The sequence below is a fragment of the Ruegeria sp. HKCCA6837 genome, from assembly GCF_013034475.1.
Taxonomy (GTDB): Bacteria; Pseudomonadota; Alphaproteobacteria; order Rhodobacterales; family Rhodobacteraceae; genus Ruegeria.
The window spans coordinates 184,180-198,691 of the sequence record NZ_WQGD01000002.1 but is presented as its reverse complement, the minus strand read 5'-3'; the positions used below and the strand labels follow the sequence as shown (position 1 = coordinate 198,691).

13 protein-coding genes and 2 tRNA genes are annotated in these 14,512 nt (G+C 56.0%); 8 read left to right on the top strand and 7 right to left on the bottom strand.

All coding sequences use genetic code 11. From position 1 onward, the window contains the following. The first annotated feature begins 2 nt into the window (after nucleotides 1–2). Both dxs and GOV91_RS05260 read left to right on the top strand, forming a co-directional pair. Nucleotides 3–1,931, top strand: a complete 1,929-nt coding sequence (gene dxs, locus GOV91_RS05265) for a 1-deoxy-D-xylulose-5-phosphate synthase (protein ID WP_171234701.1) — start codon at nucleotides 3–5, stop codon at nucleotides 1,929–1,931. Nucleotides 1,932–2,422: 491 nt separating this feature from the next. Next, nucleotides 2,423–2,575, top strand: a complete 153-nt coding sequence (locus GOV91_RS05260; protein WP_171234700.1) for a hypothetical protein — start codon at nucleotides 2,423–2,425, stop codon at nucleotides 2,573–2,575. Between the two features lie 74 nt (nucleotides 2,576–2,649). On the opposite strand, the gene GOV91_RS05255 is transcribed toward GOV91_RS05260, so the two are convergent. Both GOV91_RS05255 and GOV91_RS05250 read right to left on the bottom strand, forming a co-directional pair. Continuing rightward, nucleotides 2,650–3,468 carry a DUF2189 domain-containing protein gene (locus GOV91_RS05255; protein WP_171234699.1) on the bottom strand — a complete coding sequence of 273 codons (819 nt, stop codon included), beginning with the start codon at nucleotides 3,466–3,468 and terminating at the stop codon, nucleotides 2,650–2,652. Between the two features lie 274 nt (nucleotides 3,469–3,742). After that, a tRNA-Thr gene (locus GOV91_RS05250) sits at nucleotides 3,743–3,818 on the bottom strand. A gap of 226 nt (nucleotides 3,819–4,044) precedes the next feature. Between GOV91_RS05250 and GOV91_RS05245 the strand changes: the two genes are divergently transcribed. Genes GOV91_RS05245 through arsB form a run of 4 tightly spaced genes read left to right on the top strand, consistent with a single transcriptional unit; the run spans nucleotide 4,045 to nucleotide 8,154 of the window. Then, a complete protein-coding gene (locus GOV91_RS05245; RefSeq protein WP_171234698.1) occupies nucleotides 4,045–4,878 on the top strand; it encodes a MarR family transcriptional regulator in 834 nt (277 codons plus the stop codon). Continuing rightward, nucleotides 4,875–5,873, top strand: coding sequence for an ArsJ-associated glyceraldehyde-3-phosphate dehydrogenase (locus tag GOV91_RS05240; protein WP_171234697.1), 999 nt, complete (start codon nucleotides 4,875–4,877; stop codon nucleotides 5,871–5,873). The genes GOV91_RS05245 and GOV91_RS05240 overlap by 4 nt, the downstream gene beginning before the upstream one ends. Next, the gene (gene arsJ, locus GOV91_RS05235; RefSeq protein WP_171178483.1) at nucleotides 5,870–7,135 is read left to right on the top strand and encodes an organoarsenical effux MFS transporter ArsJ; all 1,266 of its coding nucleotides are present in this window, start codon (nucleotides 5,870–5,872) and stop codon (nucleotides 7,133–7,135) included. Before GOV91_RS05240 ends, arsJ begins: the two co-directional genes overlap by 4 nt. After that, a complete protein-coding gene (arsB, locus tag GOV91_RS05230) occupies nucleotides 7,132–8,154 on the top strand; it encodes an ACR3 family arsenite efflux transporter (protein ID WP_171234696.1) in 1,023 nt (340 codons plus the stop codon). The genes arsJ and arsB overlap by 4 nt, the downstream gene beginning before the upstream one ends. A 28-nt stretch (nucleotides 8,155–8,182) precedes the next feature. On the opposite strand, the gene GOV91_RS05225 is transcribed toward arsB, so the two are convergent. The 4 genes from GOV91_RS05225 to GOV91_RS05210 form a co-directional block, all read right to left on the bottom strand. Then, entirely contained in the window at nucleotides 8,183–8,692 is a 510-nt protein-coding gene (locus GOV91_RS05225; protein WP_171234695.1) for a nuclear transport factor 2 family protein, read from the bottom strand. A gap of 59 nt (nucleotides 8,693–8,751) precedes the next feature. Next, nucleotides 8,752–9,705, bottom strand: a complete 954-nt coding sequence (locus tag GOV91_RS05220) for an alpha/beta hydrolase (RefSeq protein ID WP_171234694.1) — start codon at nucleotides 9,703–9,705, stop codon at nucleotides 8,752–8,754. Nucleotides 9,706–9,818: 113 nt separating this feature from the next. Further along, nucleotides 9,819–10,622, bottom strand: a complete 804-nt coding sequence (locus GOV91_RS05215) for an AraC family transcriptional regulator (RefSeq protein ID WP_245222878.1) — start codon at nucleotides 10,620–10,622, stop codon at nucleotides 9,819–9,821. A gap of 216 nt (nucleotides 10,623–10,838) precedes the next feature. Beyond that, nucleotides 10,839–10,915, bottom strand: a tRNA-Arg gene (locus GOV91_RS05210). Between the two features lie 115 nt (nucleotides 10,916–11,030). Here GOV91_RS05210 and GOV91_RS05205 point away from each other — a divergent pair. Beyond that, a complete protein-coding gene (locus GOV91_RS05205) occupies nucleotides 11,031–12,056 on the top strand; it encodes a LacI family DNA-binding transcriptional regulator (RefSeq protein WP_171092978.1) in 1,026 nt (341 codons plus the stop codon). Next, nucleotides 12,053–13,273 (top strand): winged helix-turn-helix domain-containing protein, encoded by a 1,221-nt coding sequence (locus tag GOV91_RS05200; protein WP_171234693.1) that lies wholly within the window; start codon nucleotides 12,053–12,055, stop codon nucleotides 13,271–13,273. The genes GOV91_RS05205 and GOV91_RS05200 overlap by 4 nt, the downstream gene beginning before the upstream one ends. Nucleotides 13,274–13,276: 3 nt before the next feature. Here the strand turns inward: GOV91_RS05200 and GOV91_RS05195 are convergent, their stop codons facing one another. Then, entirely contained in the window at nucleotides 13,277–13,975 is a 699-nt protein-coding gene (locus GOV91_RS05195; RefSeq protein WP_171234692.1) for a fumarylacetoacetate hydrolase family protein, read from the bottom strand. Between the last annotated feature and the right edge of the window lie 537 nt (nucleotides 13,976–14,512).

The window sequence follows — 14,512 nt, the reverse complement described above, 5'->3', positions numbered from 1 at the left end:
CAATGTCTGACCGCCCGAACACGCCCCTGCTGGACCTTGTGAACCGCCCTGCGGATCTCAAGCAGTTTTCGGACGCGCAGCTGCATCAGGTGGCACAGGAATTGCGTTCCGAGACAATCTCGGCCGTGTCCGTGACGGGCGGGCACCTTGGGGCTGGTCTGGGTGTGGTCGAGCTGACCACGGCGCTGCATGCCGTGTTTGACACGCCACGCGACAAGATCATCTGGGACGTGGGTCATCAGTGCTATCCGCACAAGATCCTGACCGAGCGGCGCGATCGTATTCGCACATTGCGGATGAAGGATGGTTTGAGTGGTTTTACGAAACGCAGCGAAAGCCCCTATGATCCGTTCGGCGCAGCGCATTCCAGTACCTCGATCAGTGCAGCACTTGGTTTTGCCGTGGCGCGCGATCTGGGTGGTGTCACACCCGAGGGTTTGGGCGATGCGATTGCTGTGATCGGCGATGGCTCAATGTCTGCAGGCATGGCATTTGAAGCGATGAACAATGCGGGCCATCTGGGCAAGCGATTGATCGTCATTCTGAACGACAACGAGATGAGCATTGCGCCACCGGTGGGCGCCTTGTCCAACTATCTGTCCCGTATCTATGCGGAAGAGCCGTTCCACGATCTGAAAGCCGCCGCAAAAGGTGCGGTTTCGCTGCTGCCCGAGCCCTTCCGTGAGGGTGCCAAGCGCGCCAAGGAAATGCTGAAAGGCATGGCGGTCGGTGGTACGTTATTCGAAGAGCTTGGCTTTTCTTACCTAGGCCCCATAGACGGACATGATCTGGACCAGTTGCTGCCGGTGTTGCGGACCGTCAAGGCACGAGCGACCGGCCCGATCCTGATTCACGTTCTGACCAAGAAGGGCAAAGGCTATGCACCCGCAGAGCAAGCCCGAGACAAAGGACACGCAACGGCCAAGTTCGACGTCGTGACAGGTGAACAGAAGAAAGCACCCTCAAACGCGCCGTCTTACACATCGGTTTTTGGCAAAACGCTGGTCGATGAAGCCGCGCGAGACGACAAGATCGTTGCCGTGACCGCCGCCATGCCGGACGGTACCGGCCTGAACCTGTTTGCCGAACGCTACCCGTCGCGCTGTTTCGATGTTGCGATCGCCGAGCAACATGGGGTGACATTCTCGGCTGCACTGGCTGCAGGTGGGATGAAACCATTCTGCGCCATGTATTCGACCTTTTTGCAACGTGGCTATGATCAGGTCGTTCACGACGTGGCGATTCAGCGTTTGCCCGTGCGATTTGCCATTGACCGCGCAGGTTTGGTGGGTGCCGACGGAGCCACGCATGCCGGATCGTTCGATATTGCGTATTTGTCCAACCTACCGGGCATGGTCTTCATGGCAGCTGCCGACGAAGCCGAGCTGATGCACATGGTGGCCACTGCTGTTGCGCATGACGAAGGGCCGATTGCGTTCCGCTACCCGCGTGGTGAAGGCGTTGGCGTCGACCTTCCAGAGCGCGGTGAAGTGCTTGAAATCGGCAAAGGCCGCGTGATCCAGAAGGGCGCGCGCGTGGCCTTGCTGTCTTTTGGAACACGATTGTCTGAGGTGCAAAAGGCCGCAGAATCCCTTGCTGGCAAAGGCATCACCCCGACCATCGCCGACGCCCGCTTTGCCAAGCCACTGGACCGCGACCTGATCCTGAATCTGGCAGCAAACCACGAGGCTCTGATCACCATCGAAGAAGGCGCGATTGGCGGTTTTGGCAGCCATGTCGCACAGTTTTTGGCCGAGGAACGCGTTTTTGATCAAGGGCTGAAATACCGTTCGATGGTCTTGCCCGATACGTTCATCGATCAGGCCAGCCCAGCGGACATGTATTCCGCCGCCGGCATGAACGCCGAACAGATCGAAGCCAAGGTTCTGGACGTTCTGGGCGTCGCATCAATCGGTGAAAAGCGCGCCTGAGCGGAGCCAACCGATCAAAGGGGTCTTTGCGTTTCCACCAATAGCAAGCGCGGTCGGGAACATCCTCCTCCGTCAGGCGGCAGAGCCGCAAGGCGCGTTTTCAGACCTTTTGCTACATGGCAAGAAAAAACGCTCGCCAAAGCAAATAAACCTATAATATCTATCAGAAAGTTTATTCGTTTTTAGATAGGTAAATCATGGGAAAAAATCGTTTTTCTTTCACATTTGTAATGGTGGCGGCTCTCTCGCTCGTTGCCGCATGCGACGACGGAGCGAGCAAAGAGAAATCGGTAACCAAGGTGAAATATTCAGGCAATTTCAATTCAATTAGCGGTAAGTTGTCTGACGGAAGCGATTTTGACGGGGTAGCCTGGTGGCTTCCTGGCGCTTACCGAGGAAATTTTTGCCTGCAAACCTCAGACGCTGTGTGTTCGGGAAAGTTCTCTGCCAGAGCGTCTCGTATCATCACGGGTGAGTTCGAGTGTTCAGACATGACAACCGGGTCCTATCGAACTGAACGCCTTGAAGAAAGCGACTTTCTGGAGCCGGTTCAGGCAACGGGCGTCTTGTCGGACGGGCGCACCAGTACGGCGGTTTTTGCCCCCCGCCAAGAAGGGTCTGGCGAGACCACCTGCTACCAATAGAGTTTAGCCTCAAGGATGATCCACAGGCGTAGATAAGCTGCGCAAACGCAGCTTATCGAGGAGGTGGTGCCTGATCACACCTCGTCCGGCGGCACGGCCCGCTGGTATAGGTGCCAGGTGGTGTGGCCAAGGATCGGCAGAGTAAAGATCAGACCCAAAAATGCGGGAACCAACGATATCAGCATGGTAAACGAGATGATTGCCGCCCAAGTGAGCATGACCACAGGGCTTTCCCTGACAACGCGGACAGAGGTGAGCATCGCAGAAACGAAATTGGTTTCCCGGTCCAGCAACATAGGCATGGCAACAACGGTCACCGTGAACAGTGCCGCTGACAAAAACGCGCCGACGCAGGTGCCAATGGCCAGGAAGGTCCAACCTTGGGGCGTAAATAGCACGGTGTTCAAGAACCCATCGAAATCCGAAAAAGATGCATTCTGCAGGATGATCGCCAGCCAAAGCCGAACCTGATAAACCCACACCCAGAAAATGAACAAGGTCACAAAGGCCATCCAGCCCATTTCGCGCTTGCGCTGATCGGCCATGACCGTGAGGATCTCGGACCACCCAAAACTCTCCCCCTTTTGCAACCGACGCGACATTTCATAAAGCCCGGCGGCGGCGAAAGGTGCGACCAGCGGGAATCCTACAATTGCAGGAATGATCATCCAGATCTTGCCGAGCCAAACCAAGGCCCAAACCAACAGTATTCCGAAAACCGCATAGAACAGGCCGAAAAAACCGCTCATGACGGGGCGCGCCAGAAAATCGGAAAACCCGGCCTTTAGTGCGGCGGTGATATCATCCGCTGTCACTTTGTTGACCTTGGGCACGGCCTGTTGTGGCGGTGTCAGGTTATCTGGTGGTGTGGAACCTGCGGTCTTGGATGTCATGACAAACTCCTCCCAAAGCATGGCGCCGTGCTGATCCGTTGACCGACAATCCCGGCGGTAAACAGATACTCTTCCTGCGGAAGCAAGCATGCCTCAGGCAAGGCATTGGGGCAAGGTCGGGATACGGTCGACACTCGCGCGCAGACCGCCTTTGGGCATTGCGAAATGTGTCTTGTTGGAAAGAACGTCAAGTCGACGCCTGTGCAACGGGCACACTTAAAATTTGAAAGTACATTCGAATTCAACGCGAATTATTTCAGAAAAGCGAGATGTGTGGTGCCTCAAGAGGGACTCGAACCCCCGACCTTGTCCTTACGAAGGACCTGCTCTACCAGCTGAGCTATTGAGGCAACTTATGGCAGCCAGAACTGGTTCTATCTGGGTGCGATGGATCGTTTAAACTGTCGGTCTGTTGCCTGCAAGCCAAGTTAAGCTTTTTGCGGCCGACCCGCCCGAATGGGGTCTCTTTTTGAGCCGGCAACCGACTCTGCCTGCGGCAGCTTCTGTTTGTGAATTTTTTGTAACGCCAACGGGTTGAAATTGACTCCCGATCATTAATTCAATATTTCATGAAATATGATAGAAGAAATAATCGACCAGCTGGCCATTCTGGGTCACCCGCAACGCATCACCGTGTTTCGCATGTTAATGCGACGGTTTCCTGACACTGTTCCCGCAGGGGAGCTGGCGGCAGAGTTAGGTATCAAACCCAGCACAATGTCGAACTATCTGAATGCGTTGCAGCGGTCAGGGCTGGTCAAGCAGGAGCGATCCGGGACGTCTCTTCTCTATTCGATTGAAATGAAGAACGTGCAGCAAATGCTCGATTTCCTTATTGTGGACTGCTGCCGTGGCCGACCTGATCTTTGCATGCCTTCAACCAAAGGAAGTGACACCATGACTGACCGGAAGTTCAATGTGTTGTTCATTTGCGTGGGCAATTCCGCCCGCTCGATCTTTGCTGAATCTCTGCTGCGCGAGATTGGCGGCGATCGGTTCAATGTCTATTCGGCAGGAACACGGCCGTTTTCCGAACTGAACCCGTTTGCGATGCAGGTTTTGCAAGACAAGGGCCATGACACGTCAGTCCTGCGGTCAAAGAATGTGTCCGAGTTTTCGGGGCCGGATGCGCCTGACCTGGATTTTGTTTTTACGGTCTGCAACCAGGCTGCGAACGAAGAATGCCCGGCCTGGGAAGGTCAACCGATCAGTGGTCACTGGGGTATGGTTGACCCGGTCAAGACAGAAGGCACCGACGCAGAAAAAAGCCTTGCGTTTCAAAACGCTTACGGCGCGCTGAAGCGTCGGATCCAAGCCTTTACGTCGCTGCCGGTCGAAAGTCTTGACCGGATCGCACTGCAATCCGCTGTCGATGACATCGGGCGAGCATCTTTTGAGGACACGAAATGACGACCTACGCTCTGAACGGCCTTGGCCGGATGGGAAAACTTGCGCTGAAACCCTTGCTGGAACGGGGCGCAAAAATTGCATGGATCAACGACGCTGTTGGTAATCCCGAAATGCACGCGCATCTGCTGGAATTTGACACAGTGCACGGACGTTGGGATGCAAAGTTCAGCTACGATGCCGACAGCATCACTGTGAGTGGCACGCGCCTCCCCTTTGTTGGGACAAAAGACCTTTCAGCTCTGCCGTTGGACGGTGTCGATGTAGTGATCGACTGTACTGGCGTCTTCAAGACCGAAGCCAAGCTGGCACCCTATTTCGATGCAGGCGTGAAAAAGGTTGTTGTCTCCGCCCCCGTCAAAGACGGCCCGACAGCCAACATTGTTGTGGGTGTGAACGATGATACTTATGACCCTGCGACCCATAACATCGTGACAGCGGCCTCCTGCACCACCAACTGTCTGGCACCGGTTGTCAAAGTCATCCACGAAAACCTGGGCATCCGCCACGGGTCGATGACCACAATCCATGATGTGACCAATACGCAAACCATCGTTGATCGACCTGCAAAGGATCTGCGTCGCGCGCGGTCGGCCCTGAACTCACTGATCCCGACCACCACTGGCTCGGCTACGGCGATCACGTTGATCTATCCCGAACTCAAAGGGCGCTTGAATGGCCACGCCGTGCGGGTGCCGCTGTTGAACGCCTCACTGACCGATTGCGTGTTCGAGGTTGAGCGCGCAACAACGGTTGAAGAGGTCAACGGCTTTTTCAAAGCCGCTGCCGAGGGTGAGTTGAAGGGCATTCTTGGCTATGAGACGCGCCCGCTGGTTTCAACCGATTACACCAATGACGAACGCTCCTCGATTGTCGATGCGCCGTCGACCATGGTGGTGAACGGGACGCAGGTTAAAATCTATGCCTGGTATGATAACGAGATGGGCTATGCGCATCGTTTGGTGGATGTGGCTTTGATGGTCGGATCGTCGCTGTGACCCAACGGCCCGAAGGATTGTCGGCCTATATCGCGGTTACGGCGGCCTATTGGGCCTTCATGCTGACCGACGGGGCGCTCAGGATGTTGGTGCTGTTGCACTTTCACACCATGGGCTTCTCGCCGGTTCAGTTAGCTTATCTTTTTGTGCTCTATGAGATCGCCGGGATTGTCACCAACCTGACCGCAGGCTGGATCGCAGCGCGGTTCGGATTGACCTCGACCCTTTATGCAGGGCTGGGGCTGCAAGTTATTGCGTTGCTTGCCATGACGCAGCTTGACCCGAACTGGACCGTCGCAGCGTCGGTCACATTCGTGATGATGGTGCAAGGCGCCAGCGGAGTGGCCAAGGATCTGGCCAAAATGTCTTCGAAATCGTCGGTCAAACTTCTGGCCCCTGCCGAGGGCGGCGGGTTGTTTCGTTGGGTGGCCCTGCTAACGGGGTCGAAAAACGCAGTCAAAGGTCTGGGCTTTTTGCTGGGCGCGACCATGCTGGCCACAATGGGCTTTATGACAGCAATTCTGGTCATGGCAGCCGTACTGGCGGTGATCCTGTTTGCAGTTATCCTGTTCATGCCAGCAGGCTTGCCGAAGGGACGCAAAGGGGCGAAGTTCTCCGAAGTTTTTTCGAAGTCCGCCAATGTAAACTGGCTGTCAGCAGCGCGTGTCTTTCTGTTCGGCGCCCGTGATGTCTGGTTTGTGGTCGGCATCCCAATCTATTTCTACGCCGTGCTCTCAGACGGTACCGAGGCGGGCAACCGATCTGCGTTCTTCATGATAGGAACTTTCATGGCGGTGTGGATCATCCTCTATGGTGTGGTGCAAGCCAACGCGCCAAGGATACTTCGCGCCTCGGATCGAACCGAAGGTGATCTGATCCGTGCTGCGCGCAGCTGGGCAGTGATCCTTTTCTGCATTCCTGCGGCTCTAACATTGGCCACTTGGCTGTCAAACGAGCCTGAGACCTGGCTGACCACGACACTCGTTGCTGGCTTGCTGGTCTTTGGAGCGGTCTTTGCCGTCAATTCGGCACTGCATTCCTATCTTATCCTGGCCTTCACCAAGTCCGAGCGTGTGACGATGGATGTCGGGTTTTACTACATGGCGAATGCAGCAGGTCGGCTGGTCGGCACCGTTTTGTCTGGCCTCACCTATCAGGTCGGGGGATTGCCGATGGTCCTCGGTACCGCGTCCGCTATGGTTGCCCTCGCCGCACTGACCTCTGGTAAACTCACAGATCAGACTTCCGAGGCGCTTTCATGAGCATTTTCGAACGATATCTCACAATTTGGATCGCGCTCGCCATGATTGGCGGTGTTCTGATCGGACAAGCCGCGCCAGGACTGGTTCAACTGGTTGCAGGGGCCGAAATCGCCAGCGTCAATCTGGTTGTAGCCGTACTGATCTGGGCGATGGTCTATCCGATGATGGTCAACGTCGATTTCCGCGCAGTCGCCGGGGTTGCCCGCCAGCCACGCGGTCTGATCGTGACGCTGGTGGTGAATTGGTTGATCAAGCCCTTCACCATGGCGCTGCTCGCCGTTTTTTTCTTTGACTATATCTTTGCACCCTGGATTGCACCCGAAGACGCTGCCCAATACACAGCTGGGCTAATTTTGTTGGGGGCAGCCCCCTGCACCGCCATGGTGTTTGTGTGGTCGCAACTCACCAAAGGCGACGCGACCTATACGCTAGTTCAAGTCTCGGTCAACGATCTGATCATGGTCGTGGCATTTGCCCCGATCGTCGCCTTTTTGCTGGGTGTCACCGATATTGAAGTGCCCTGGCAGACGCTGGTTCTGGCCACGGTTCTTTACGTGGTGTTGCCGCTGATTGCCGGGTTGATCACCCGTAGCAAACTAGGTTCTAAACAGGCAGTTGAGGCGTTTTCTACCCGCGTAAAACCTTGGTCGGTGATGGGGTTGATTGCAACTGTGGTTATTCTGTTCGGATTGCAGGGTCAGACCATTCTGTCCAAGCCAATGGTTATCGTGCTGATCGCGGTGCCTATCCTCATCCAAAGCTACGGAATTTTTGCTGTAGCGTATGGCGCTGCATATGCACTGAAAGTACCCCATCGGATCGCAGCCCCGTGTGCCATGATCGGAACATCAAACTTCTTCGAACTGGCTGTGGCCGTAGCTATCAGCTTGTTTGGTCTGAACTCCGGCGCGGCGTTGGCGACCGTTGTAGGCGTTCTGGTCGAAGTCCCAGTGATGCTGTCCCTTGTTGCTTTCGCCAACCGCACACGCACGCGTTTTCCAGAACCAGGAACAAGGTAGATTTGGCGACCTCGGCTCACCACTGGGTTCAATTGGACTGTTGCGCGCGCTCGGCCGCGATTGCCACAAGACCACGATCACCGGTTTCCCAAAGCGCTGTCATGGTCAGGGATGTTACAACCCAACCGTCCTCGGATTTTTCAAGGATATAATCATATCGGCCGCCCAGCACCCACAAGCCATCCGCGATACGGTGGGTTGCAGTGAAATCAGCCTGCGCTGTGGCCTGGGTTTCGGAAAGCGATCTGACGGTATGGTTGGTGACCAAGTGATGTGTGCTTTCAAACCCAGGCAGGAATGCGGACCAACCTGCTATAAGGTCGTCAGCCGGTTGCGTGACTGGGTCACCGCCCCAAAGGCTGGTGTAATCGGTTGTCACCGTATCGGCAAAAGCGCCGCGCACACGAGTCCAGTCATGGCGGTCAGCTCCCGCTGCGATATCGGTGATTGCTGTCGAGATATTGGTGTGTTGCTCGGCAAACGCCGCGCTGCCAATCATTGTGACAGCTGCAAGTGTGGCGGTAAGGTTCTTGGGCATCGGTTTACTCCAGGGTAAGGGGCAGGCACCGAAGACAGCTTCGACGCCTGATCGAGAATTCAGCTGTCTAGGCCAGCACTGAAATGGTCGGCCACGGTATCCGCTGCTCGGGTCACGTCTTCGGGATTGTCGTAGAAATCGAACTGCGTGACATCTTCCAGCCATTGGGCTGTCGCTTCGCCTGCAAACCCTGCGAGAAAGGTCTGCACACCCTGAGGTATGGCCGCACTTTCCGAGTGAACAATGGCGAGCGGCTTGTCCAAACGCTGCGGGTTGTCCGCAGGGTGATAGGTCAGCCAGCCTTCCCAGCCCGCATTGTTCCACTTGTCGTCATACTCGGGGATCGCGCCACGGTCGGCCTCGTAATAGTACCCACCGATCGGCATCAGAACGCCTTCGGCACCTTCCGGCCCTGCCGCAGGGATGATTTGCCCACCCGCGGCTTCGGCAGCATGGGACACTTCGATCAGCCCGGCAACGCCATCCTTGCCGCCATAAACGGCCTCGACGATCTCTTCATTTTGAAGCCAGGGGGCGACAAGCCCAACACGTTGCACCAGCGGATTTCCGGAAACAGCGTCGACCATGTAACCGGCCGAAGCGCAGATACCCAGCCCGTTGATGTGATCGGCATCCACTTCAGGCAGGGTTGCGACATATTCGAACGCGGCTTTGATGTCCGACGTCTTGGCCTTTGGGCTTTCGACAAAACGTACATTGTCAGGCAAATCGCCCGACTTGCCCCAACCGCGAAAATCGAAGGTGAATGCAGCAAATCCGCGTGCCGCCATTTCATGTGCATAGTTAGCGGGCATCTGTTCCTGCACCGAGGTCCAGGCACCGGTGACAACAACCGTGGGCAAAGGCGCGTCACCGCGTTCTTCCGGCAAATACAGCGTGCCGGACATGATGGTGCCTTCATTTTCAAAGGTCACGGTGCGGGTTTCGACCTGAGCTATCGCGGCAGTCGATGCCATTAGCGCAGCGGCGGTGTTCAAAGCGAGGGTTTTCATGGAGGTATCTCCCAAAATCTGTCAGTTTGGGCACAGGCCCGATGACATGAAAGATACGAAGTCAGCGCCTGCGATAATTGCACCATGCTGCCCGGTTTTTGAAAGATTCTGCTTCAACCGTTCAGCGCAACGCGAAAGGCACGCGGGGTCTGACCGGTCACTTGCTTGAAGCTGCGGGTGAAATGCGCCTGATCTGAAAACCCGCAAGCCAAAGCAATGTCCCCTAAGGGCCGTCTTGGATCTTCGATCATCTTCATCGCCTGCTCGATCCGAAACGACATGACATATTGCATAGGCGTTGAACCAAGCGTTTCCTTGAAGACACGGGCAAAATGCGACGCGCTCATTCCAGCCTCGGACGCCAGTTGGTCAACGGTGATCGTGCGATCCAGGCGCTTTTGTACATAGGCCAGGACACGTTGGTAATGGCGAGAGGTGAACCGCGATGACAATTCAGCATCTTCGGCGCGCCGCTTTCCGTATTTCTGCAGCAGCTTGACCAGAAAAACCCGACTCATGGCCTCGAACATAACGGCCGAGGACATGTCTTCAGTCTCCAGCGCATCCCGCAAGATGACACCGGCCGCGCAAAGGTCAGGGTCGGAAAACTGCGGCAAGTCCTTAAATTGTTGGGGATCGAGTAACATCCCAAGCTCAGACTGCGCGAAACGGTCCACCTTGTGCGGTTCTAGGGTAATGACGATCACGTCAGACGGCGCGAACCACCGCCAACCTGACCGCACGCCAGCGGGCGTAACAATGACCTCGTCCTTGCAGAAGGTGAAATCCCGCAATGTGCCGTCACGCCAATTTTGAACGCGATGCGGACTGTCCTGCAAATTTAGCAATACATGGTGTTCCGCGAACACGTCCTCGGGCATTTCGTCCGGTTCCGCCTGAAAATATCGTACAGACATCAGTGCCGCTGCCGAAGGACGCTCCATCGAGTCGCTGTTGAGCAGTGGTTCAGAGGGGTAAATGTCTGCGTATCTGAGCGGCACTCGGAAGGTCCCATGGAAAGTTTGCCCAATTTTTGCAGGTAAATGTGGATCGAACAACGTATTTGATGCGCATTCAGGGACCAATCTTGCCGCGTTCCAGCGCGCGTCGATTGACGGAAGACCATGAGAAATTGGCGACCCCGGCAGGATTCGAACCTGCAACCTGCCCCTTAGGAGGGGGCTGCTCTATCCAGTTGAGCCACGGGGCCTTGTGTGGCCTTCTGTAACCGGGATTTTCCGGGTTGTCATCGGCTTTGCACAATTGTTGTACACGCAGACCTGTTCACGCTACCATCGGGCAAAACAACAACACAGGTGCCTCCCGTGAACAGTGAATCCAAACGCCCGCTTACCCTTCGCGACGTGTCCGAGGCTTCTGGAGTATCCGAGATGACGGTAAGCCGGGTGCTTCGGAACCGGGGGGACGTGTCAGACGCCACCCGCACCCGCGTTCTGGCCGCCGCAAAAGAACTTGGCTATGTCCCCAACAAGATCGCAGGTGCATTGGCGTCCAGCCGGGTCAATCTGGTTGCAGTCATTATCCCGTCGCTATCGAACATGGTGTTTCCTGAGGTTCTGACAGGTATCAATCAGGTGCTGGAAGACACGGAACTGCAGCCAGTTGTGGGCGTGACCGACTACCTGCCCGAAAAAGAAGAGAAGGTCCTGTACGAGATGCTCTCGTGGCGGCCTTCAGGCGTGATCATTGCAGGGCTGGAACATACTGAAGCCGCACGCGCCATGCTGGATTCAGCGGGCATTCCTGTGGTCGAGATCATGGATACCGACGGCAAGCCTGTGGATGCGATGGTCGGCATCTCGCACCGCCGCGCCGGGCGCGAAATGGCGCAGGCCATCCTGAAAGCCGGGTATCAGCATATCGGTTTCATGGGCACCAAAATGCCGCTGGATCACCGCGCCCGGAAGCGTTTCGAAGGCTTCACCGAGGTATTGGGCAAGCACGGGATCGAAATCGAAGACCGCGAGTTTTATTCCGGCGGCTCGGCCCTTGCGAAGGGGCGCGAGATGACGCAGGCGATGCTGGAACGTTCTCCCGATCTGGATTTTCTGTATTACTCCAATGACATGATCGGTGCGGGTGGCTTGTTGTACCTGCTGGAGCAAGGCATCGACATTCCAGGGCAAATCGGGTTGGCCGGGTTTAACAATGTCGAGTTGTTGCAGGGTCTGCCGCGCAAGCTTGCAACGATGGATGCCTGTCGGCTTGAGATTGGTCGTCATGCCGCCCAAATCATCGCCGAGCGTTTGAAAGATCCCGATTCTGAGATTGAAACGCGCGCGACACTGACTCCCAAGATCAGCTTTGGCGACACCCTGAAGCGGCGATGACGGCACCCCTCAAACGGCTCGACAACCAAACAGCGCGGGCCGTTTTCATGGACCGCCACGCGCTGGCGGAACAGCCTTCGGGCGAGGCCAAGGGCGGTGCGCTTCTGAATCTGATCCAGCGGTTGGGGTTTGTGCAGCTCGACAGTATCAACACAGTTGCCCGCGCCCATGATTTGATCCTGTTCTCTCGCAGACCCAGCTATCGCAGCGCGAACCTAAAAAGGCTCTATGAAAGGGAAAAAGAGCTGTTCGAACATTGGACGCATGATGCGGCCGTGATCCCGATGGAGTTCTACCCGCATTGGCATCTACGGTTTCAGCGCGATGCAGATTTGCTGAAAGCGCGGTGGAAGAACTGGCGACGGGATGGGTTCGAACAGCAGTTTGAAACGGTGTTGAAGCACATCCGTGACCATGGGCCGGTGTCTTCCTCGGACGTGGGCAAGGACGAAAAGAAAGGCTCGGGCGGTTGGTGGGATTGGCATCCGTCAAAAACCGCCCTGGAGTTTTTGTGGCGTTCCGGCGCGCTTACTGTTGTCGGTCGCGACGGGTTTCAGAAACGCTATGACCTGACAGAGCGAGTTATTGAGAGTCAACTCTGTCCTGGAAACATGCATTGCGATGCAGAAGCGACTGTGGATTGGCTATGCAACGCAGCACTGGACCGACTTGGATTTGCAACATCGGGCGAATTGGCTGCGTTCTGGGACACGGTCAGCGCAGCAGAAGCCAAAAGCTGGTGCGCATGGGCGCTGGCCAAAGGCGATATAGAAGAGATCGAGATCACCTGCGCTGATGGGCGGCACCGCAAGGTCTTTGCCTGCTCAAACCTGGCGGACCAGAGTTTGGACCTGCCCCAGCCACCCGGGCGCATCCGCGTGCTCAGCCCGTTTGATCCAATGCTGCGTGACCGCAATCGCGCAGAACGGTTGTTCGGCTTTCACTATCGGATCGAGGTCTTCGTGCCGGAACCCAAGCGCAATTATGGTTACTACGTGTTTCCACTGCTGGAAGGTAACCTTTTAGTTGGCCGGATTGACATGAAAGCGCATCGCGACCGCGACATGTTACGCGTCAAAGCCCTTTGGCCCGAGCGCGGAGTGCGCTGGTCTGACGCCCGCACCCGACGCCTGAACGCTGAGCTGGATCGCGTGCGACGACTGGCGGGAGTCACACAAATCGAATTTGCCAACGATTGGCTAAAAGACCCTAAATAGGGTCTATTTTGCATCCGTCAGTGTCAATTCAATCGGCGCGAGCCCGTCTATCTCACCGCTCAGAACATCACCTGCCACAACCGGTCCAACACCCGCTGGTGTGCCGGTCAGAATCAGATCCCCGGGACGCAGGTGATAGAAGCCGGACAAGTGGCAGATGATTTCGTCGATTTTCCAGATCAGCTCCTCAAGCGTCGCGTCTTGTCGCAGCTCATCATTGACGCGCAGACGGATATGCTTGTCTGCGTCCGGCGACCATTTGCCTGCCGGTGTCAGCGGGGCAAATACCGCACCGTTTTCGACATCCTTGCCCAGATCCCAGGGCCGTTGCTTGTTTCGTTCGCGAATCTGCAGGTCGCGACGGGTCATGTCGAGGGCGCAGCCGTAAGCATAAACTGCATCCCAAGCCTGCGCAGAGGTGGCACGGAACACGGGTTTTCCGATCGCCAGCACCAACTCCATTTCATGATGATAATTCTCGGTCCCTGCCGGGTACGGTACCGTGGCCCCGGACAGAACCGCGTTGGCTGCGGATTTGGTGAAATAGAACGGTGCTTCGCGATCGACCTCATTCCCCATTTCGGCCGCATGGGCCGCGTAATTCCGACCGACGCAGAAAATACGCCCCACAGGATACTCTGCTGAGGCCCCAACAACAGGGATAGTAACCGGGTCGGGAAGGGAAAACAGACTATTTGACATGGTGCTCTCGGACTATTGTGCTGGTTCATCTTACGACCGCCAGTCCGATCAGCAATACAAGAAAACACGCCGAATTTCGCCAAAGCTTTGTTGGTGTTTCAGCGCAAACCCGCCCAATTCCGGTATGCAGTGCAATGACCGTTTCACAGCAATGTCACTTCCGCCTTTATGACCTTGTCAAAGGAAGAACAAACGTGACTTGGCTCGGGCTTAAGTTGAGTTATGTCCTCAAATACAGATGTTGCAGCCGACAATATGGCCGAACTGAAGCCAGATGCACACACTTGGCAAATTACCTAGCCGATTTGACTTCAGAGGTCCCACTTGCAAGACAATCCATCGGTTGGCAGTTACGAAAATCTATCTCGGAGAGCAAAGGCATGTGCCCACCCCCGGGAGCAACGCTTTAATTAGAGTCTGTTTTGACTCGACACACTCCGAAGCGCAGGTCGGACCGTCAGGCTACACATGACGCAACCGGCCTCGGGCCAGGCAATGATCCAGTACGATTCTGGCCGCCCCGCTGGAGAATACCCC

Coding starts and splice junctions, on each gene's coding strand:
- dxs (WP_171234701.1), top strand. CDS start 3: ATGTCTGACCGCCCGAACACGCCCCTGCTGGACCTTGTGAACCGCCCT.
- GOV91_RS05225 (WP_171234695.1), bottom strand. CDS start 8,692: ATGCCCAAGAACCTTACCGCCACACTTGCAGCTGTCACAATGATTGGC.
- GOV91_RS05215 (WP_245222878.1), bottom strand. CDS start 10,622: ATGTCTGTACGATATTTTCAGGCGGAACCGGACGAAATGCCCGAGGAC.
- GOV91_RS05255 (WP_171234699.1), bottom strand. CDS start 3,468: ATGACATCCAAGACCGCAGGTTCCACACCACCAGATAACCTGACACCG.
- GOV91_RS05260 (WP_171234700.1), top strand. CDS start 2,423: ATGACAACCGGGTCCTATCGAACTGAACGCCTTGAAGAAAGCGACTTT.
- GOV91_RS05200 (WP_171234693.1), top strand. CDS start 12,053: ATGACGGCACCCCTCAAACGGCTCGACAACCAAACAGCGCGGGCCGTT.
- arsB (WP_171234696.1), top strand. CDS start 7,132: ATGAGCATTTTCGAACGATATCTCACAATTTGGATCGCGCTCGCCATG.
- GOV91_RS05240 (WP_171234697.1), top strand. CDS start 4,875: ATGACGACCTACGCTCTGAACGGCCTTGGCCGGATGGGAAAACTTGCG.
- GOV91_RS05195 (WP_171234692.1), bottom strand. CDS start 13,975: ATGTCAAATAGTCTGTTTTCCCTTCCCGACCCGGTTACTATCCCTGTT.
- GOV91_RS05220 (WP_171234694.1), bottom strand. CDS start 9,705: ATGAAAACCCTCGCTTTGAACACCGCCGCTGCGCTAATGGCATCGACT.
- GOV91_RS05245 (WP_171234698.1), top strand. CDS start 4,045: ATGATAGAAGAAATAATCGACCAGCTGGCCATTCTGGGTCACCCGCAA.